We start from the raw sequence: 18,740 nt of genomic DNA on the forward strand, positions 1-18,740 counted from the left end.
AAAATGGTAAATATAGTTCATAAATTTGGTGGTTCTAGCCTTAGTTCTGCAGAGCGTTATCAGGCCGTAGCAAATATTATTCTAGCCCATACGGAAGCCGGTGATTGTGTGGTGGTATCCGCAGCTGGTAAAACTACCAATACGTTAGTTACGCTATGGCAGAGTTACCAGCAAGGTGATCAACAGGCAGTGAGTGATATTTTATTGCAGCTTGATAATCATCAACGTACTTTGATCGAGCAGTTATTGAGTCCAGCAGCGCGACATACGGCATTAAACGTATTAGAACAGGAGCTAGCCTTAATTGCACAGCAAACTCAACAGCAAAGCTTACAGGAAGCCGCATTGCTTGCTCACGGTGAAGTTTGGTCGGCACGATTATTAGCTAGCTATTTAAAACAGTTAAATGTTGCAGCTCAAGATGTTGATGCTCGTCAATTGTTTACCCTTAATGATGGGCAATTATTACATCAAAAAAATCAACAAGCCTGTGCCGAGTTAATTTCAGCCAATTGCATTAATGTTGTTACTGGTTTTATAGCCGCTGATTGCCAAGCAAATACCGTTACTTTGGGGCGCAATGGCAGTGATTACAGCGCGACTTTGTTAAGCAGTTATTGTCATGCTAGTCAGGTATCAATTTGGACTGATACCCAAGGGGTGTTTAGTACCGACCCTCGTAAAGTAAAAAAAGCGATTAAGTATTCTAAAGTATGTCGTGGCCAAGCAAACTTACTGGCGCGTTTGGGCAACCCAGTGTTACATGCTAAAACTCTCTCGCCATTAAAAAATACTGATATCAAATTAGTCGTTCGCAGTAGTTACGACAGCGAAGCTAGCGCGACAGAAATTGTCAAAGAAGGTTACAGCAAAGCTAAGCGTTTTATCACTACCTTAGAAAATATTGATTTACTGCGCATTGATCAGCTGCGTGGCGGTGAAATTGGCGAATTAAGTCAGCTTATTCAACACAGCTTGCATCATTTTATTAAAAACGGCGATACCTACTTACTAGTGCCGGCAGCAGCGACTCATCAGGTGGTGAGTCATTTGCAAGGGCGCGCTAATATTATTGAGTCGAACTTACATGGTTGCGCTGTTGTGGCGCCACGAAATGATGTAGCGCAATTATTTGAACAAGCAACGCAAGTGCTTAGTGAGCAAAGTTTAGTGCCGCGCTTTAGCCATCAAGATGCAGACTACATATTACTACTAACGGATCAATCTATTGATAGTGATGTGTTGACCTTATTGCATGATAAGCTGATTAACAAAGGCCAAGAGCTTGCCATTATTGTTGCTGGCCTTGGTAATGTTGGTGAAGTATTTATTGAGCAACTTAGTCAGCAACTTAATCGTTTGCAACAGCATTTTAGCGTAAAGCTGGTTGGTTTATTACGCTCGCGCTCTATGTTGTTCAGCCCAAGTGGTATCGTGCTTGAGCAATGGCAGTCGCAGTGGCAAAACGAAGCAATAGATTACCAAGAAGCTGATTTACTGACACGTATCAGCGAACTCGATTACGAACACAAAGTGCTGATTGATATTACTGCTAGTGAAGCGTTTAGTAAGCTTTACCCGGCGTTTGTAAATTTAGATTGTCACCTGATCAGTGCTAATAAATATGCGGGCACTGCAAATAATGACTGGTATCAAAATTTACGCCGTAATTTAGCTGAACGTAACTTATTATGGCGTTATAACACCAGTGTTGGTGCGGGTTTACCAATTAATTTTGCGTTAGCTGATTTACAAAACAGTGGCGACAGTATTACCCATATTGAAGGCGTGTTCTCAGGCACTTTATCGTGGTTGTGTAGCAGTTATGATGGCAGTGTGGCGTTTTCCGATCTAGTGTTGCAAGCGCAGCAAATGGGTTACACCGAGCCTGATCCACGGGAAGATTTATCAGGGCGTGATATGCAGCGTAAGCTATTAATTTTAGCTCGTGAATTAGGGCTCACCTTAGAGCTTGATGAGATTGGCTTAACACCGTTGATGCCAGAGCAACTAGCGCAAGGTGATTGGCAGTCTTTTTTAGCTAATAAGCAGTTGCTTGATGACTTTATTGCTGAAAAAGCGCAGTTAGCAGGCAAAGAAAACAAAGTACTGCGTTATACCGGTGCGTTAACAATTGCTGATGGCAAAGTAACCGCTAAAGTCGGTTTGGCTTATGCAACACAGGGTGATGCCTTAGCTAACTTAACTCCAGGTGATAATATCTTTGTTATCAACAGTCAGTGGTATAGCGATAATGCGTTGGTGATCCAAGGTCCTGGTGCAGGCAAAGAAGTTACCGCAGCAGGCGTGCATTCTGATTTATATTGGTTAATACAAAACTTAAAATGAGCTCTGAGTTTGTAAAATAAAAAAAGCGCCGATTGGCGCTTTTTTTATGTAGCAGCGATTTTATATCGCGATAGAGTAATATTAAAACAGCTCTTCTTCTGTTTTAGTTTCTTCTTCAAAAACGTTTTCTACATGCTGCATCACATACTTAGTGGGCGAGGTGCCTTTTTCAAAGTATTCAAAGCGACTAGTGTAATCGTTCTTTTGACTCAAGAGTCCCGTTGCTAAATCGATTCGTACCGACACTAATCCTTCAGGTGGCTCGATTGGTGCTTCTGGCTTATCTTTGAGTGCTACTCGCATAAAGTCAATCCATGCCGGTTGAGCTGTTTTAGCACCAGATTCTGCACCAGAGATCTGGGTATTATCCATGTTGTTGTTATACGTCGAGCGACCAAGCGGGTTACCTGGATTATCAAATCCAACCCAGACCGAGGTCATAACATTACGGTTAAAGCCGCTAAACCAAGTATCGACAGAGTCATTAGTAGTACCCGTTTTACCGGAAAGATCGCGACGATCTAATACCTGAGCACGCCAACCGGTTCCACTCCAACCCGTTTTATGGGCCCAACTACCGCCCCCCCAAATTGCGCTATTCATCGCATCAGCTATCAAAAACGCGTTTTGTTTAGATATGATGCGCGGCGCACAATGATTTGCTGTTTGGCTGGTATTTAACCCTGTAGTGGACTCAAATTGAGTCATTGTTAGCTGAGGCGTAACAGGATCACACGCTAATAATGGTTTTGTTTTAAATAACACATTACCTGCAGAGTCTTGAATCTCATTAATAAAATAAGGGGTGATCAAATGACCGCCATTGGCAAATGTGCTCATGCCACGGGCAAGCTCTAAAGGAGTGATTGACGCACTACCTAAAGCTAGCGATTCACTGCGATTGATATCATTATTTTGAAAGCCAAATTTTAATAGGTGATCAGCTGTGCGCTGCAAGCCTACACCGCGCAGTAAGCGCACCGAAATAACGTTTTTCGATTGTGCTAAAGCACGACGAATACGGATTGGGCCGTTATATACCGCAGGGCTGTTTTTTGGTCGCCATGCAACCCCTAGGCTCTTGTCCCATTGATTGATTGGCGCATCATTTAAAATAGACGCTAAGGTATAACCATTATTCAGCGCCGCCGAATAAATAAAGGGCTTAATGTTAGAACCTACCTGACGTTTTGCTTGCACGGCTCGGTTATATTGGCTTTGTTCAAAGCTATAGCCGCCAACAATAGCTTTAATGCGACCATCATTCGGATCCAGCGATACTAATGCACTTGATGCTTCAGGTAATTGGCTGAGTAGATAACTACCATCGTCATTTTTACGTAGCCAAATTTGCTCCCCTGGATTGAGTATGTCGGTAGCGGTTTTTGGAGGAAAACCTTGACGGTAACGCGTAATGTATTTGCGTGCCCATTTGAGATTATCCCAGTCTAGAGTGGCTTGCTCACCACTTTTTAATAACACTGTTGCCGTTTGATCTGCTACAGACAAAACTGCTGCTGTTAATAACGGGGCAATTTCTTTTACCGGTTTTAGCTTTGCTAAAATTTCACTAGAACTTAGGGCAGGTTGCGTTTCAAAATCCCACAGTTGCTGCTCTGGGCCACGATAGCCATGGCGCATGTCGTATGCATGGAGATTATTAACGAGTGCTTTTTGCGCTGCGGCTTGTACGTCAGATTCAACACTGGTGTAAACTTTAAAGCCGGTATTATAGGCTTTTTCGTAGCCATAACGAGCGACCATTTCTGCACGCACCATTTCAGATATATAAGGCGCATATAAGTCTATTTCGGCACCATGAAATTTTGCCGTAATTGGTTCTTGAGAGCTCTGGTTGTAGTCTGCTTGAGAGATATAACCTTCATCGAGCATACGTCTGAGTACCACATTACGGCGTGCCTTGGCGCGAACTGGGTTTCTGATCGGATTTAAAGCTGACGGCGCTTTTGGTAAGCCTGCAATCATTGCCATTTGCGCTAAAGTTAACTCGTTTAGTTGCTTACCATAATAGACTTGTGCAGCGGCTCCGATACCAAAAGCACGATTACCTAACTCTATTTTATTTAGGTATAAAGCGAGTATTTCATCCTTGGTAAGTAAGTTCTCAATGTGTAACGCAATGAAGATCTCTTTTACTTTACGGATATAGGCCTTTTCACGTGTTAAGAAGAAGTTACGAGCTAACTGCATTGTTATAGTACTTGCGCCTTGTTTTTTCTCACCAGTTGAAATTAATACGAGCGCTGAACGTAAAATACCTATAGGATCTATACCTATATGGTCATAAAAACGGTTATCTTCAGTAGCTAAAATAGCATTTATGAGTGGTTGTGGGATCTCTTCTATAGTCACTGGAATGCGACGTTTTTCACCGAACTGGTTGATTAACAAACCATCTTTCGAAAAGACTTGCATAGGAGTTTGTAATTGCACGTCTTTTAAAACTTGCACACTGGGGATATCAGATTTAACGTAATAATAAAGGCTTACTAAGGTAATGAGCCCTAAAAACGCGCAGATGATAAAAAATTGTAAAGTTCGTTTCAATAAAATCACTTATATTTTCCCTAAATGGACTCCCAATTAGAATCGGAGACTGCTAGTATATATTGATTAAAAAATGAATAGTATTTTTTCATATAAAAATTATAACTTGTTTATTCTTAAAACAAAGGCCAAGTTGCGAACATGCTAAGTCAACTATTGAGTAAGTCTTCATCGATGATGGTAGGGATAGATATCGGTTCACATGCTATAAAAGCGGTGTTGCTGAATGAAACGGACAGTGGCTACAGGCTCGAAGCGTTAGCAATTGAGCCAATGCCAAAAGGTACAATGGCTGAGCGCAATATTCAAGATATTGAGGCAATTGGTAATATCATTACTAAGCTAAAGCGTAAGTTACCTAAGTCAATTCGTTCGGCAGCAGTGGCTGTATCGGGACAAACCGTCATTACTAAAGTAATTTTTATGGATGTTACGCTTAGCGATGCAGAGCTTGAGTCGCAAATAGAAATCGAGGCCGACAGCCTTATTCCCTATCCTTTAGATGAAGTTAGCCTAGATTTTGAAAAGCTCAGTACCAACGAAGCCGATCCTTCCAAAATGAATGTGTTGCTTTCAGCTGCGCGTACCGAAAGTGTTGAAGCCCGTGTTGGTGCCTTAGAATCAGCTGGTTTAATAGCAAAAGTAGTTGATGTAGAAAGCTATGCGCTGAGTCGCGCAATGGATGTGTATTATCAGCAATTACCAAGCGATGCATTTAATAAGTGTGTAGCAGTGGTCGATATTGGCGCGGTACTCATGTTGGTAAGTGTGGTACTTGGCGGTGATACGATTTACACCCGAGACCAAGTATTTGGTGGCGATCAATACACCAACAGCATAGTGGCTTATTACAATAAAAGTTTTGATGAAGCTGAAATAGGCAAAACTACTGGCGATCTTCCGCCTAACTATACGTTTGAAGTATTGGCACCGTTTCAAACCTCATTATTACAGCAAGTGCGCCGCGCAGTGCAGATGTTTTTAACTACCAGTGGCAAAGATCAAATCGATTACATTGTGCTTACTGGTGGCACAGCGATGATTGATGGCCTTGATCGATTGCTAATTGAAGAACTAGGTATTCATACCATAGTGGCTGAGCCTTTTGAAAATATGGATATTTCCCACCATGTCGATCGCAATGTGTTACAGCGTCATCGTACTCAATTTGCAATAGCGACAGGTTTGGCATTAAGGAGTTTTTCATCATGCCACATATAAATCTACTGCCGTGGCGCGAACAGCAGCGAAAACAATCGCAGAATAAATTTGTCACTATTTTATTTTTCGTGGTGCTTGGCAGTTTTATCAGTATGTATTTATTGAGTAGCTATTACGGTGGTTTACGAGACGGTCAAAATATTAAAAATAATTACCTTTCAACTGAAATAGGGCAATTAGATCGGCGTATTAGTGAAATTCGTGAGTTAGATAAAAAGAAAGAAAACTTACAGCAACGTATGCGCTTAATTGAAGAGCTGCAAAGTAGTCGTAATTTAGGCACACAAATTATGGATGAAGTTGCCAAAATTGTACCAACGGGTGTTTATCTAACTAAGTTAGAGCGCCGTGGTAGTGCAATTCATGTGGTTGGGCGTAGCGAATCAAATAATTATTTGTCAAACATGTTGCGCCAAGTACAAAACTCCTATCTGCTCGAAAAGCCGACAATGCAAGGCATTATTGCAGGGGAGAAATCGTCTCGTTTATTGAGTGATTTTAATATGGAATTTTATGTAAAACCCTTTGATAAGATTGGAGAGGTTAAATAATGAACCTTGATATCAAAGCGTTAACAGAGATTGAATGGAACGAAATTGAGCTTGAAAATATCGGCGATTGGCCAATAGTTGTCAAGGTTATTTGCTGTACTTTTGTAGCTGCCTTGGTGCTGTTTTTTAGTTACAGCTTATTGGTTTCAGATGAAATAGATAGCTACCACAATGCAGTTAGTAAAGAAGTTGAGTTACGCAGTACCTATCGAGTGAAATATGCTGTGGCCAGTAATCTAGAAATTTACCGTCAACAAATGGTTGAAATGGAAGAAAAGTTTTCTTTACTACTAAAGCGCTTACCGACTTCAAACGAAACACCAGGCTTACTTGATGATTTATCTTATGTGGGCACGACCAGTGGCTTAACCTTTCTTAAAATTGGCTGGTTACCAGAAGTGGAAAAAGAATTTTATACTGAGTTACCGATTAAAATTGAAGTAATAGGTAGCTACCATGAGTTTGGTGATTTTGTTGGTAAAGTGGCGCAACTTCCTCGTATCGTAAGTTTGCATGACTTTTCAATTAATAGTTCAGACTCAGGCAAACTGACATTTAGCGTGGTTGCCAAAACTTACCGCTATGAAGGCGGCGTGAAGAAAGTAGGGGCTAAAAAATGAAAAAACTAGCCTTGGTTTTACTCAGCGGTATTTTGGTGAGCGCATGTAACGATGATACTTCTGAGCAAAAAGAATTTATTGATCAGGTAAAAGCCAGCACTACACCTAAGGTAGAGGCTATTCCAAAACTGACCCAATTTGAGCACTTTGAATACAATGCACAGCAACTACGTAGTCCTTTTGTTGCGCCGCAACCAGAAATTATTCAAAATAACATGATCCAAGTTAAAAACTGCTTACACCCTGATCCTGATCGTACGCGTGAAGTATTAGAGAAATATCCGTTGGATAACCTAGCAATGAAAGGCACGCTGGGTTCTGGTGGCCAAACATGGGCATTAATTAAAGCTGCAGATGATACTTTACACCGAGTTACTATCGGTAATCATATTGGTTTGTATCATGGTGTTGTACAAGATGTTAAAAGTGATTATATAGAATTGTTAGAATTAATACCCGACGGGTCTGGTTGTTGGAAAGAGCGCCTGACGAAGCTGGAAATGTTAGAGGCGGGATCCAATGGCACTAGTTAAAAATAAAAAAGGTAAAATTAAAATGCATAAGGGAGTATCTTGGAGTAATCGCATTCAGCAGGCTTTGTTTGTTGTTATTGCCCTTTTTATCACGCAATCAGCAATGGCTACGCCGCTATTGTATGATGTTCGTTATAGCCCGCTAATAGCTGGAGAAACACAGTTACAGCTGGTATTTGATGAAGAGCTGACTGAAGAGCCAAAAGTTCAGGTATTTAATAACCCGGCCCGTATTGAAATGCGCTTTAATGCAGCTAGTGTTGAACAAGGTTTAAGTGAAGTACAAATCAACCAAGCAGGTATTGAAAAAGTTAATAGTGTAGCTGTTGATGGTAACTTGATTGTCACTGTTCATTTAGAGCGTTTAAAAATTTACCAAACAACGGTGAACAATAACCTTGTTTCATTACACGTCTCAGATAATCCGATCACGTCACAACAAGATGCTAATACCGCTAAAGAAGTGACTGGCAATTACATCAACTCAATCCAGTCTATTGATTTTCGTCGCGGTGAAAAAGGTGAAGCGCGAGTCTTAGTCTTTTTACAAGATACTCAAGCTGCGATTGATGTGCATGAAAGTGGCGGTAAAATTATTGCTGAGTTTCATCATACCGATATTTTAGATGACTTATTATATGAGCTAGATGTGCTAGATTTTGGCACTGTAGTGAGCTCAATTGAGACATTTAAAGAAAATAATATGAGTAGGGTAGTGATAACCCCTAATGCCGCGTTTAAATTCACTTATCAACAAATTGAAAATATTCTTACACTTACAGTTGAAAAAGATGAATCGCAACGTTCATATTTAGAAGGTGGTAAAGAATACCAAGGTCGCCCAATGACCCTAAACTTTCAAGACATCTCTGTGCGTGCCGTATTGCAAATTATTGCCGGCTATAATGATTTCAACCTAGTAACCAGTGACTCAGTCAGTGGCAACATAACTCTGCGTTTAGATGGTGTGCCTTGGGATCAAGCTCTTGACGTGGTATTACGCGTTAAAGGTTTAGATAAGCGTATGGATGGCTCTATATTAATGGTGGCACCATCTGAAGAGCTTGCCGCCCGCGAAGCGAAAGATCTAAAAGCCAAACAACAAGTTGAAGACTTAGAGCCGCTTTATAGTGAATATATTCGTTTGAATTATGCTAAAGCGGAAGAGTTTGCTGATTTACTGAAAACCGACACTAACAGCATTATTAGTGCTCGCGGCAGTGTATCCGTTGATAAACGTACCAATACCTTGTTAATTAAAGACACCGTTAAAAGCATTGCAAGTGTTCGCCGTATGGTCGAAACTTTGGATATAGCGGTTAGACAAGTTATTATTGAGGCACGTATGGTTACTGTACGTGATAACGTAAAAGAAGACTTAGGAGTACGCTGGGGGTTTAGTGATCAACAAGGCACTGATGGTATTTCAGGTACCTTAGAAGGTGCTAATACGATTTCTAACGGCACCATTCCAAGTATTTCTGATCGCCTTAATGTAAACTTGCCTATCACAGGTGCCGCTGGCAGTATTGGTATGCACGTTGCTAAATTAGCAAATGGCACGTTACTTGATTTAGAGCTAACCGCGCTTGAAGAAGAAAACCGTGGTGAAATTATCGCAAGTCCGCGCATTACGACTGCCAACCAGAAAAAAGCACGTATTGAACAAGGTACCGAAATACCGTATGTTGAATCTGCTTCAAGTGGTGCTACAACTGTTAGCTTTAAAAAGGCAGTATTGAGTCTTGAGGTAACACCACACATCACCCCAGATAATAAAGTTATCTTGGATTTAATCATTACCCAAGATACCCGAGGTGATACGGTACAAACTGGAACTGGTCCTGCAGTTGCAATTGATACCCAAGAAATTCAAACCCAAGTACTGGTTGAGAATGGTCAAACCGTGGTACTTGGTGGTATATTCCAGCAGCAAATCATTAACTCAGTTAAAAAAGTACCATTATTAGGTGATATTCCTTACCTAGGAGTGCTGTTTAGAAGCACTAGTGAGTTTAATGAAAAGAAAGAATTGCTGATTTTCGTTACTCCGAAAATCCAAATAGAGTAATTTACACTGATTTATTCTTACACAATGGGCAATTATTGACTTTAATTGCTCGTTAATTGGCTTTTTGTTCTAATTGACTTGAAATACCCAATCAATTACTGAGATAATCCCCTCCTTAATTTTGGGGCCAGGTCGTTAGGCGGGGTTTTATTTCAAATTTTAGAGTTCGTTTGTACTAAAAGATATGGCTGAAAAACGTAATATATTTCTAGTTGGCCCTATGGGGGCTGGCAAAAGCACAATTGGTCGTCACATTGCAGATCAATTGCACCTTGAATTTGTCGATTCTGATCAAGAAATCGAACGCCGTACCGGTGCAGATATTGCCTGGGTGTTCGATCTTGAAGGTGAAGAAGGCTTTCGACTTCGTGAAGAATCTGTCATTGGCGATCTAACAGAAATGCAAGGTATTGTACTTGCAACTGGTGGTGGTTCTGTGATGAGTAAAGAAGTACGAAACAAGCTTTCGGCTCGTGGTATTGTTGTATACCTAGAGACACCTATCGAAAAGCAAGTTGCACGCACGCAGCGCGACAAGCGTCGCCCATTACTGCAAACAGAAGAAGCACCTCGTGATGTATTAGAGCGCTTAGCTGAAGAACGCGAACCGTTGTATAAAGAAGTAGCTGATTTTGTTGTACGCACTGATGAGCAAAGCGCTAAAGTTGTCGCTAATCAAATCATCGAGAAATTAGATTTTTAAATACCAATAAGAAAGGATACTAGCGATGCTTGAATTAACAGTTAATTTAGACGAGCGAAGTTATCCTATTTATATTGGTCAATCTGCTCTTCAACAGACTGACAGGCTGCATCATCATATTGGTGATTGTCGACCTATCATTATCACTAATGACACCATTGCACCTTTGTACTTAAGCGATGCAATGGCGTTATTAGCTGATTTAAATCCGCTAAGTTTTATTATTCCTGATGGTGAGCAATATAAATCACTGGAATGGTTTGAGAAAATCTCGGCATTTTTGCTTGAAAACAATTGCGGCAGAGATACTTGCTTAATCGCCCTTGGTGGTGGTGTGGTCGGTGATCTGACTGGTTTTGTTGCGGCCTGCTATCAACGCGGGGTACCGTTTATTCAAGTACCCACTACCTTATTATCGCAAGTTGATTCATCAGTTGGCGGTAAAACGGCGGTTAACCATCCTTTGGGTAAAAACATGATTGGGGCTTTTTATCAGCCGCAAGCCGTGTTTATTGATACTCAATCATTGCATACACTTCCTGCTCGTGAATTTGCAGCCGGTATGGCTGAAGTTATTAAATATGGCTTAATTTACGATACAGAATTATTTACTTTTCTAGAAAACAACACCGCGCAATTACAGGCTTTGGATGAAGAAACCATTCAGCATGTGATTTTTCGTTGTTGTGAAATTAAAGCACTGATTGTCGCTCAGGATGAAAAAGAAGCAGGACTACGAGCGTTACTTAATTTAGGCCATACCTTTGCGCATGCTATCGAAGCGCAAATGGGATACGGCCAATGGCTACATGGTGAAGCTGTTGCCACTGGCATGGTATTAGCTGCACAGCTAGCTCATACTCGTGGTGATTTAAGTGCACAAGAAGTTGCAAGGATCGTTACCTTAATAGCACAATATAATTTGCCTAGTGAGATCCCTGATGTGATGACTGCTGAACATTTCCTTCATCATATGCGTAAAGATAAAAAGAATAAAAAAGGCACGATCCGTTTTATTCTTCCTACTGCGTTTGGTCAATGCGCGTTGGTTGATGATGTATCAGATCAACAGGTCCGAAATTTAATAGGGCGCTAATGCAATCGCAAATCTTACCTAGCCGTGCGGCTTTGGTTGATCGGATTGCCCTACAGTTTGAATATGGGCAAAATTTAATTGTCTTACTGGGTCCTTCTGGACTTGGTAAAAGTTATCTTCTCGAAACCTTCATTACTGATAAATACAGTGATTTTAATAAGTCATTTGTGCAGCTTAGTGCGCGTATGAGTGATATGCAATTGATGAGTGAGTTACTGGAACAAAGCTTCCGCTCGCCGTTAATTGATCAAAACCTAAGCCTGTCAGAAAATTTTTACCAACTAGCTAAACAGCAAAACTGTGGTCCATGTTTATGGGTGTTAGATGGTGGACGGCATTTATCTGAAGAAATGGTCGAAGAGTTAACAACGCTTGCCAAGCATAGTCCTACTACTTTATATGTCTTACTGGCATCGCAATCAGTGGGGCAATTTAAAAGCGCTGTTGAAATTCATCTCGAAGCACTTTCAATAGCAGAAAGTAAACAGTTGATGAAGTGCTATTTTAATGATTTACCTTATGATGAAGACCCGGTATTTCAAACCTTTTTGCGCGAAGCACACGGTAATCCGAGTTTATTGTTAGCGTGGCAACCAACACAGCACACAGCTAAGGTTGTAGTCACTGATAAAGTATCTTGGCGAGTACATTTAATAACGCTGCTAGTGATTATTATGTTACTCATCATTGGTTTTTTATATAAATCTGATATGACCCGTTGGTGGCAGGATTTTTATCAGCCACAACCAGAAACTCCAGTGGCGACGGCAATCGCAGTCGATACTTTAAAGCAAGCTGTAACAGAACCTGCGGTGACAATAGATTCCTCACAAGTAGAAGCTGCAGATGCTCAATCAGCTGCTCAACAAGCCCAACCAGAGCAAGACAAGCCGCTTATTGATAATCCTACTCAGGAAAATAATGTTGCGGCAATACTAGATAGTTTAGCGCCAGTTGCAGAGCCTGTTGATATCACGACTAGCTTAGCTGAAGAACCCACTGTGGTAGAGCCTGTTCCTCAAACGCAGCAAATTATGCCAGCAGATAATGCTTGGTATCTACAACAGCCGGATAGTAAGGTCGTGATCCAGTTACTAGCGGTAACTCAGCAAACAATCGCCGAGCAGTTTGTTGCTAAACAGTCGCTGCAAGTACTTGGTAAAGTCTATCAAACACGACGCAACGATAAAATGTGGTGGGTGGTAACCTATGGCAGCTTTGATAACTTAAATGCGGCTCGCGAAGTGCTAGCAAGCCTACCTGAAGCGGTGCGTAAAAATCAGCCGTTTTATAAAAAAATCAGTAAAATAAAACAAGAAATCGCGTTACTAGATCAGTAAATTTACACTGTTTAGTGTAAAATCGCGGCACACCAGTTTGAAGTAAAGAGCCGATGCAGAAAAAGACCAGAGCCTTCCTTAAATGGGCTGGCGGAAAATACAGCTTAGTTGAAGATATTAGCGCGCGCTTAAATGAAGCGAGCAAACACGCTGATACCTTAGTTGAACCGTTTGTAGGTGCTGGCTCGGTATTTTTAAACACAGATTTTAAAGATTATATTCTTAATGATATTAATGCTGATCTCATTAACTTGTATAACGAATTAAAAAATTCTCCAGATGAATTCATCAGCGATGCTAAAAAGCTGTTTGTTGATTTAAACAACCAGCCTGACGCATATTATGATTATCGCGTACAGTTTAATCAAAGTAATGACATCTACGAGCGAGCGATCTTATTTTTATATATGAATCGCCACGGCTACAACGGTTTATGCCGCTATAACCTGAAAGGAATTTTTAATGTTCCGTTCGGTAAGTATAAACGTCCGTATTTTCCTGAAAAAGAAATGTACTTTTTTGCCGAAAAAGCGCAACAAGCCACGTTTACTTGTTTAGGTTATGACGATGTATTTAAATTAGTACCCGATAACGCAGTGATCTATTGCGATCCACCTTATGTGCCTTTGAGTAAAACGGCGTCGTTTACCTCTTATGCTAAGGGTGGCTTTAATTTAGATGATCAGGCGAATCTAGCTAATTTAGCTGAGCAAGCGGCATTTGAAAACAAAACACCGGTATTGATCTCCAATCATGACACTGTATGGACACGTAAAATATATAGCCAAGCAACGTTAGCTGAAATTCAAGTTAAGCGGACGATTAGCCCAAAAGGTGGTTCGCGCAATAAAGTTAATGAGTTGATGGCTATGTACTTAGCACCCAAGTCACCACGCCATAGATAGCGGTTACAAAAAATATAAATAAAATAATTGCGATGATAATAATGCTGGTAGGCGAGTGTTGTTTAAAGTCAGCGTGACGCTTGTGTTCAGATTGCACGCCAAAAAATGCCGCAACAACACTTTGTATAGCGCTGATCAGTTGCCGCATTTTATTAAAACCTAGGGCTAAGTGAACGCGCTTTTTGTGGTTCGTCTGAGCTGGTTAATAATTCAAGTAAATCTAAATAATGAAATTGTGCACTGCGACTATCACCAGTGATCCATGACATCCAACTTGATTCTTGTTCGACCTTCATACATTGCACTGCATTATTAATTTTTAAATGGCCTGAGCTACATTCGCAATCGTTAGCTGCGATAAGTGTATTATCACTTTTTGAAAAATAGCTTAGTGTACCGATAGTTATAGCAGCCGCAGTTAAGATCCCGATTTTAAAAGCACGCATTTTACTAAGTCCATAATAGTGTTACTCACTAGAGCATACATAAAAAATGCTCAAATAACAAACTTAATTTATCCTTAACAAATATAAAAAATTAATAAAATTAAAAGGTTAAGGTAAAAATAATGTTTATATTTAACTGTTTAAAATATAACCGTTGCAAAACTTCAAATAGAGTTAAAGCTTTAATTAACTGGGATTCTTGGGGAATAGCTTGATTTAGGTTACATTATGGCAATTAACGGCCCTGCTATTTTGCGCATTTTTAATATCACTAAGGATTGTTTATGTTAGAAACACTACAAAAGTACCTTATCGCCCCGTCTATTTTATCTGCTGATTTTGCCCGTTTGGGCGAAGATGTTGAGCGTGTTTTAGCTTCTGGTGCAGATGTAGTTCATTTTGATGTGATGGATAATCACTATGTGCCAAACTTAACAATTGGGCCTATGGTGTGCAAAGCGCTGCGTGATTATGGTATTACTGCGCCTATTGATGTGCATTTAATGGTTAAACCGGTCGATAGTTTAATACCGCAATTTGCTGATGCTGGCGCTTCAATCATTACTTTTCATCCCGAAGCGAGTGAACATATTGATCGCACTTTACAGCTGATCAAAGATCATGGTTGCCAAGCTGGTTTAGTCTTTAACCCTGCGACGAGTTTAAGCTATTTAGAACATGTGATTGATAAGCTTGATGTAATTTTACTCATGTCGGTTAATCCAGGTTTTGGCGGTCAAAGTTTTATTCCTCATACTTTGAAAAAACTACGCCAAGCACGGAAAATAATTGATGATTCAGGTCGTGCTATTCGTTTAGAAGTAGATGGTGGTATTAAAGTCGATAATATTGCGGCGGCGGCTCAAGCCGGAGCTGACATGTTTGTTGCCGGCTCTGCTATTTTTAATCAGCCAGATTACCAACAAGTAATTGAACAAATGCGTGCTCAGTTAGAGGGTGTAAAATAATGAAGTATGAAGCCGCTTTATTTGATCTTGATGGTACTTTAGTTGATAGTGTTTATGATTTATATATAGCGATGAATCTGACTTTATCTGATTTAGCTTTTCCAATTGTAAGTCAGGGGTTGGTACAAAGCTGGGTTGGTAACGGCATTGAAATGCTGGTTAAGCGAGGCCTCAGTGGCGACATGAAAGTCAGTGAACACCTAGATCCAGCATTAGCAGATAAAGCAATTGCGCTTTTTTATGGTCATTATGAGCAACAAGTAGGTGAATACAGTGTGCTTTATCAACACGTAGAAACAGGCCTTGCGGCGTTACGTGGTATACCAAAAGCGTTGATCACTAACAAAGCCCGCTGCTTTACTGAAAAGCTACTTGATAAGCTCGCTTTAAGAAGTCATTTTGAGGTGATAGTGTGTGGTGATGACATGGCCAAAAAGCCTTCACCAGAGCCTCTTTTATTTGCTTGTCAGCAATTAAATGTACCAGTGAGTCAAGCAATTATGATTGGTGACTCAAAAAGTGATATCTTAGCGGCGCAAGCGGCACATATAGACGTAATTGCCGTTAATTATGGTTATAACCAAGGTGAAAATCTTGCTGATTTGAATCCACAGTACCTCTGTGAGAATTTCTTAGATATAATACCTGTTCTTACCCAGCGTTAAGCGATTTTTTAATTTTAGCATTTTTTATTTTTGTAATATAAAGGAACATCATGAGTAAACCAGTAGTGTTAAGTGGCATGCAGCCAACCGGTGGAATGACAATAGGCAACTATGTTGGCGCTATTAACCAGTGGGTAAAGCTACAGGAAGAGTATGATAGTCACTTTATGTTAGCTGATTTGCACGCGATTACGTTACGCCAAGATCCAGAGCTTTTAAAAACCCGTGTATTAGATGGTATAGCTTTGTATGTTGCATGTGGTATTGATCCAGATAAAGCTGCTTTATTTGTGCAGTCGCAAGTGCCTGAACATGCACAGCTAGGTTGGGTACTAAACTGTTATGCGCAAATGGGTGAGCTTAACCGCATGACCCAGTTTAAAGATAAGTCAGCAAAGAACACCAGCAACGTAAACGTTGGTTTGTTTGCTTATCCGGTATTACAAGCAGCTGATATTTTACTTTATCAAGCGGCGCAAGTACCAGTAGGTGATGATCAAAAGCAGCACCTTGAACTAACACGCGATATCGCAACGCGCTTTAATAACTTATATGGTGAAGTTTTCACGATCCCAGAACCTTACATTCCAGAGTTTGGTGCGCGAGTAATGAGCCTGCAAGATCCACTGAAAAAAATGTCTAAATCAGATGAAAACCCAAATGGTTTTATCATGATGTTAGACGAACCAAAAAAGATCGAGAAAAAGCTTAAAAAAGCAGTAACCGATTCAGACGAGCAAGCGCGTATTTATTTTGATCGCACTGAAAAACCAGGTGTATCAAACTTACTAACACTTATGTCTGTTGCAACCAAGCGCTCAATTGAAGAGTTAGTGCCTGAATACGAAGATAAAATGTATGGCCATCTGAAAAAAGACACCGCTGACGCAGTAGTAAGCATGATCGAGCCAATCCAAGCGCGCTTTAAAGAGATCCGTGAAGATCAAGCATTGCTCAACAACATCATGAAAACCGGTGCTGAAAAAGCCAGCGCACGTGCAGAGATAACCTTAAAGTCTGTTTACAACGCGTTAGGATTTATTCCACGTCCGTAACGCTTGCTAATAACTAATCATATAAAGCCAGATGGTTCCAACTACAACGGAATATCTGGTTTTTTTGTAACTGCTATATACCGATTACAGCTCAATGAAGAGCGTAGGCAATCAATTTTTTGTTGTTTTAATGCTCTAAATTCTGTTCAATAGAAAAGTAATAGATATTGAGCAGTGCAGGGGCTGCTTAGATACAACAAGCACACAATTACATTTGTTTGATTTAGTTTATACTAAAAAGACTTTCCATAAATTTAAAACCCTTAGCATAAACGACAGCAACTCTGACAGATCGAGCATGTAGCGCCTCAGTCTACGAGCGACACTAAAATATAAACTGCGTGTTGCATAAAAACTAAAATGTTATATTTAAGGATAAAAAAATTGGGTCTTGGCGGGTGGGATGATGCAATACTAAAAAGCCTCTTATATGTGGGACTAGGTATTGCTATTTACGCTTTATTTAATAGTTTTACATCATTATCAGAGAACGATACTTTAGGCTTTGTTGTTACGTTATTGCTATACATCGGTGTGTATTTGCTTATTTCTATTGTTGGATGGTTAGTAATTGGATTCCCTCTCCATTTTGTAATCAGCAAATATACTAATGGTTCTTATTTATACTACGCTGCTTTGCCAAGTGTATTTGTTATACCGTGCTTGTTTTATAAAGGTTCGTTGTTGTTTGGTCTCGCAGCATTATTTCAAGCTTTAATATTTCGTTTTTTCGTTTACAAAAAAGCCTAATCAGATAGCCGGAGGTCACTAAACTCCAGAGTCTACATCATCCATCAAGCACTTTTATTATAAAGAAGTGGTATAGGCGGTTCATCTTCCGTAATAAATATTTATCCAAATATCTTTCAGTAACGTTAAACCTCGTGAAGCTAAATAGTCATTACCTAGTACAGCGTTAATTCCTTTTGTTTTGAGCTTCTACAAGGACCTCACTTCCAACGCTTACTTTTGGTACTTTGATACTAGTGCTCCCACATGATATGGCTAGTTGCTCGCTGGCACCCAGTTTCATTAAACCATCACACATGGCGAGACAATTATGAAGTGTAAAATAATACGTCAAGCGGTATCTTAATACATTGAAGTTGATTACAACAAATCAAGAAGGCATAGTATTTCTGGGCTATCTCAGCTCAGAAGTATTTTAACTAAAGAACATCGCTTAGTGCTGCGTTCAGTTCTAGTGCAAGGGACTAGACTTTAATTAAGATGGTGTTGAAGGAAATCAAATTTAGTGGATGATGTGATTTATGAGCAGAATTAATGTAACCGTCGATGAAGTGTATTTATCTTATAAGTTTAAGGGAGCTATTCTCTGTCATTTTGCTCTGGTTTTATTAGTAAGCACTTTTTGTTTTTTGTTATTTGAGTGGAGCTATTTGTCAGTCGATTTAATTCAGCTATTAAATAGATTGCCGATCTTTATAAATATCAATAATGCCTCTGCAAAGCCCGACTTTTATAATTGGCTTGCCTTTTGTGTGCTGGTTGATATGCCAATATACGTGTGTCAGTTATTTTTTTTAACGAAAGGGTTTGGCTTTGTTTATTTTGGCCCTAGCAATTGGGTTGTTCGCCTCAAGATAATCCTAGCTTTTGTTGTTCTATTGAGTGTGTTGCTTTTTTGG

At 40.0% G+C, this 18,740-nt stretch carries 17 protein-coding genes; 14 read left to right on the plus strand and 3 right to left on the minus strand.

What is annotated here, in order from left to right:
• Nucleotides 1–3: 3 nt before the first annotated feature.
• Nucleotides 4–2,349, plus strand: a complete 2,346-nt coding sequence (gene metL / locus PSR9079_RS17535; protein WP_149982627.1) for a bifunctional aspartate kinase/homoserine dehydrogenase II — start codon at nucleotides 4–6, stop codon at nucleotides 2,347–2,349.
• An 81-nt stretch (nucleotides 2,350–2,430) separates the two neighbouring features.
• On the opposite strand, the gene PSR9079_RS17540 is transcribed toward metL, so the two are convergent.
• Nucleotides 2,431–4,926 (minus strand): penicillin-binding protein 1A, encoded by a 2,496-nt coding sequence (locus tag PSR9079_RS17540; protein WP_149982628.1) that lies wholly within the window; start codon nucleotides 4,924–4,926, stop codon nucleotides 2,431–2,433.
• Nucleotides 4,927–5,058: 132 nt separating this feature from the next.
• Here PSR9079_RS17540 and PSR9079_RS17545 point away from each other — a divergent pair, with 132 nt between their 5' ends.
• The 9 genes from PSR9079_RS17545 (at nucleotide 5,059) to PSR9079_RS17585 (ending at nucleotide 13,957) form a co-directional block, all read left to right on the plus strand.
• Entirely contained in the window at nucleotides 5,059–6,138 is a 1,080-nt protein-coding gene (locus PSR9079_RS17545) for a pilus assembly protein PilM (RefSeq protein WP_149982629.1), read from the plus strand.
• On the plus strand, nucleotides 6,126–6,689 hold the full coding sequence (locus PSR9079_RS17550; protein ID WP_149982630.1) for a PilN domain-containing protein: 564 nt from the start codon (nucleotides 6,126–6,128) through the stop codon (nucleotides 6,687–6,689). The genes PSR9079_RS17545 and PSR9079_RS17550 overlap by 13 nt, the downstream gene beginning before the upstream one ends.
• The gene (locus PSR9079_RS17555; RefSeq protein ID WP_149982631.1) at nucleotides 6,689–7,309 is read left to right on the plus strand and encodes a type IV pilus inner membrane component PilO; all 621 of its coding nucleotides are present in this window, start codon (nucleotides 6,689–6,691) and stop codon (nucleotides 7,307–7,309) included. The genes PSR9079_RS17550 and PSR9079_RS17555 overlap by 1 nt, the downstream gene beginning before the upstream one ends.
• Nucleotides 7,306–7,842: a pilus assembly protein PilP gene (locus PSR9079_RS17560; protein WP_149982632.1), complete on the plus strand. Its 537-nt coding sequence runs from the start codon at nucleotides 7,306–7,308 to the stop codon at nucleotides 7,840–7,842. Before PSR9079_RS17555 ends, PSR9079_RS17560 begins: the two co-directional genes overlap by 4 nt.
• Complete coding sequence (locus PSR9079_RS17565; RefSeq protein WP_149982633.1) at nucleotides 7,829–9,913, plus strand: type IV pilus secretin PilQ; 2,085 nt, start codon at nucleotides 7,829–7,831, stop codon at nucleotides 9,911–9,913. Before PSR9079_RS17560 ends, PSR9079_RS17565 begins: the two co-directional genes overlap by 14 nt.
• 184 nt (nucleotides 9,914–10,097) lie before the next feature.
• Nucleotides 10,098–10,616, plus strand: a complete 519-nt coding sequence (gene aroK / locus PSR9079_RS17570) for a shikimate kinase AroK (RefSeq protein WP_008466255.1) — start codon at nucleotides 10,098–10,100, stop codon at nucleotides 10,614–10,616.
• Between the two features lie 25 nt (nucleotides 10,617–10,641).
• On the plus strand, nucleotides 10,642–11,712 hold the full coding sequence (gene aroB / locus PSR9079_RS17575; RefSeq protein WP_149982634.1) for a 3-dehydroquinate synthase: 1,071 nt from the start codon (nucleotides 10,642–10,644) through the stop codon (nucleotides 11,710–11,712).
• Nucleotides 11,712–13,052: an AAA family ATPase gene (locus PSR9079_RS17580; RefSeq protein WP_149982635.1), complete on the plus strand. Its 1,341-nt coding sequence runs from the start codon at nucleotides 11,712–11,714 to the stop codon at nucleotides 13,050–13,052. Before aroB ends, PSR9079_RS17580 begins: the two co-directional genes overlap by 1 nt.
• A gap of 53 nt (nucleotides 13,053–13,105) precedes the next feature.
• On the plus strand, nucleotides 13,106–13,957 hold the full coding sequence (locus PSR9079_RS17585; RefSeq protein WP_149982636.1) for a Dam family site-specific DNA-(adenine-N6)-methyltransferase: 852 nt from the start codon (nucleotides 13,106–13,108) through the stop codon (nucleotides 13,955–13,957).
• Here the strand turns inward: PSR9079_RS17585 and PSR9079_RS17590 are convergent.
• Nucleotides 13,920–14,105 (minus strand): DUF2970 domain-containing protein, encoded by a 186-nt coding sequence (locus PSR9079_RS17590; protein ID WP_145238545.1) that lies wholly within the window; start codon nucleotides 14,103–14,105, stop codon nucleotides 13,920–13,922. The genes PSR9079_RS17585 and PSR9079_RS17590 overlap by 38 nt on opposite strands.
• 4 nt (nucleotides 14,106–14,109) lie before the next feature.
• Complete coding sequence (locus PSR9079_RS17595) at nucleotides 14,110–14,403, minus strand: hypothetical protein (RefSeq protein WP_145238548.1); 294 nt, start codon at nucleotides 14,401–14,403, stop codon at nucleotides 14,110–14,112.
• A gap of 284 nt (nucleotides 14,404–14,687) precedes the next feature.
• Here PSR9079_RS17595 and rpe point away from each other — a divergent pair, with 284 nt between their 5' ends.
• From rpe to PSR9079_RS17615, 4 genes are all read left to right on the plus strand, one after another.
• The gene (gene rpe, locus PSR9079_RS17600) at nucleotides 14,688–15,371 is read left to right on the plus strand and encodes a ribulose-phosphate 3-epimerase (RefSeq protein ID WP_149982637.1); all 684 of its coding nucleotides are present in this window, start codon (nucleotides 14,688–14,690) and stop codon (nucleotides 15,369–15,371) included.
• The gene (locus PSR9079_RS17605; RefSeq protein WP_149982638.1) at nucleotides 15,371–16,036 is read left to right on the plus strand and encodes an HAD-IA family hydrolase; all 666 of its coding nucleotides are present in this window, start codon (nucleotides 15,371–15,373) and stop codon (nucleotides 16,034–16,036) included. Before rpe ends, PSR9079_RS17605 begins: the two co-directional genes overlap by 1 nt.
• Before the next feature lie 50 nt (nucleotides 16,037–16,086).
• Nucleotides 16,087–17,091 carry a tryptophan--tRNA ligase gene (gene trpS / locus PSR9079_RS17610; protein WP_145238557.1) on the plus strand — a complete coding sequence of 335 codons (1,005 nt, stop codon included), beginning with the start codon at nucleotides 16,087–16,089 and terminating at the stop codon, nucleotides 17,089–17,091.
• A 384-nt stretch (nucleotides 17,092–17,475) separates the two neighbouring features.
• Nucleotides 17,476–17,841: a hypothetical protein gene (locus PSR9079_RS17615; RefSeq protein ID WP_149982639.1), complete on the plus strand. Its 366-nt coding sequence runs from the start codon at nucleotides 17,476–17,478 to the stop codon at nucleotides 17,839–17,841.
• The last annotated feature ends 899 nt before the right edge of the window (nucleotides 17,842–18,740 follow it).

Origin of the sequence: Pseudoalteromonas rhizosphaerae (assembly GCF_902498845.1) — a bacterium.
Classification (GTDB): Bacteria; Pseudomonadota; Gammaproteobacteria; order Enterobacterales; family Alteromonadaceae; genus Pseudoalteromonas; species Pseudoalteromonas rhizosphaerae.

Excerpts from the sequence above, each read along its gene's own strand:
- aroK (WP_008466255.1), top strand. The coding sequence starts at position 10,098 with ATGGCTGAAAAACGTAATATATTTCTAGTTGGCCCTATGGGGGCTGGC.
- PSR9079_RS17560 (WP_149982632.1), top strand. The coding sequence starts at position 7,306 with ATGAAAAAACTAGCCTTGGTTTTACTCAGCGGTATTTTGGTGAGCGCA.
- aroB (WP_149982634.1), top strand. The coding sequence starts at position 10,642 with ATGCTTGAATTAACAGTTAATTTAGACGAGCGAAGTTATCCTATTTAT.
- metL (WP_149982627.1), top strand. The coding sequence starts at position 4 with ATGGTAAATATAGTTCATAAATTTGGTGGTTCTAGCCTTAGTTCTGCA.
- PSR9079_RS17580 (WP_149982635.1), top strand. The coding sequence starts at position 11,712 with ATGCAATCGCAAATCTTACCTAGCCGTGCGGCTTTGGTTGATCGGATT.
- PSR9079_RS17555 (WP_149982631.1), top strand. The coding sequence starts at position 6,689 with ATGAACCTTGATATCAAAGCGTTAACAGAGATTGAATGGAACGAAATT.
- PSR9079_RS17585 (WP_149982636.1), top strand. The coding sequence starts at position 13,106 with ATGCAGAAAAAGACCAGAGCCTTCCTTAAATGGGCTGGCGGAAAATAC.
- trpS (WP_145238557.1), top strand. The coding sequence starts at position 16,087 with ATGAGTAAACCAGTAGTGTTAAGTGGCATGCAGCCAACCGGTGGAATG.
- PSR9079_RS17545 (WP_149982629.1), top strand. The coding sequence starts at position 5,059 with ATGCTAAGTCAACTATTGAGTAAGTCTTCATCGATGATGGTAGGGATA.
- PSR9079_RS17550 (WP_149982630.1), top strand. The coding sequence starts at position 6,126 with ATGCCACATATAAATCTACTGCCGTGGCGCGAACAGCAGCGAAAACAA.
- rpe (WP_149982637.1), top strand. The coding sequence starts at position 14,688 with ATGTTAGAAACACTACAAAAGTACCTTATCGCCCCGTCTATTTTATCT.
- PSR9079_RS17590 (WP_145238545.1), bottom strand. The coding sequence starts at position 14,105 with ATGCGGCAACTGATCAGCGCTATACAAAGTGTTGTTGCGGCATTTTTT.
- PSR9079_RS17565 (WP_149982633.1), top strand. The coding sequence starts at position 7,829 with ATGGCACTAGTTAAAAATAAAAAAGGTAAAATTAAAATGCATAAGGGA.
- PSR9079_RS17605 (WP_149982638.1), top strand. The coding sequence starts at position 15,371 with ATGAAGTATGAAGCCGCTTTATTTGATCTTGATGGTACTTTAGTTGAT.
- PSR9079_RS17595 (WP_145238548.1), bottom strand. The coding sequence starts at position 14,403 with ATGCGTGCTTTTAAAATCGGGATCTTAACTGCGGCTGCTATAACTATC.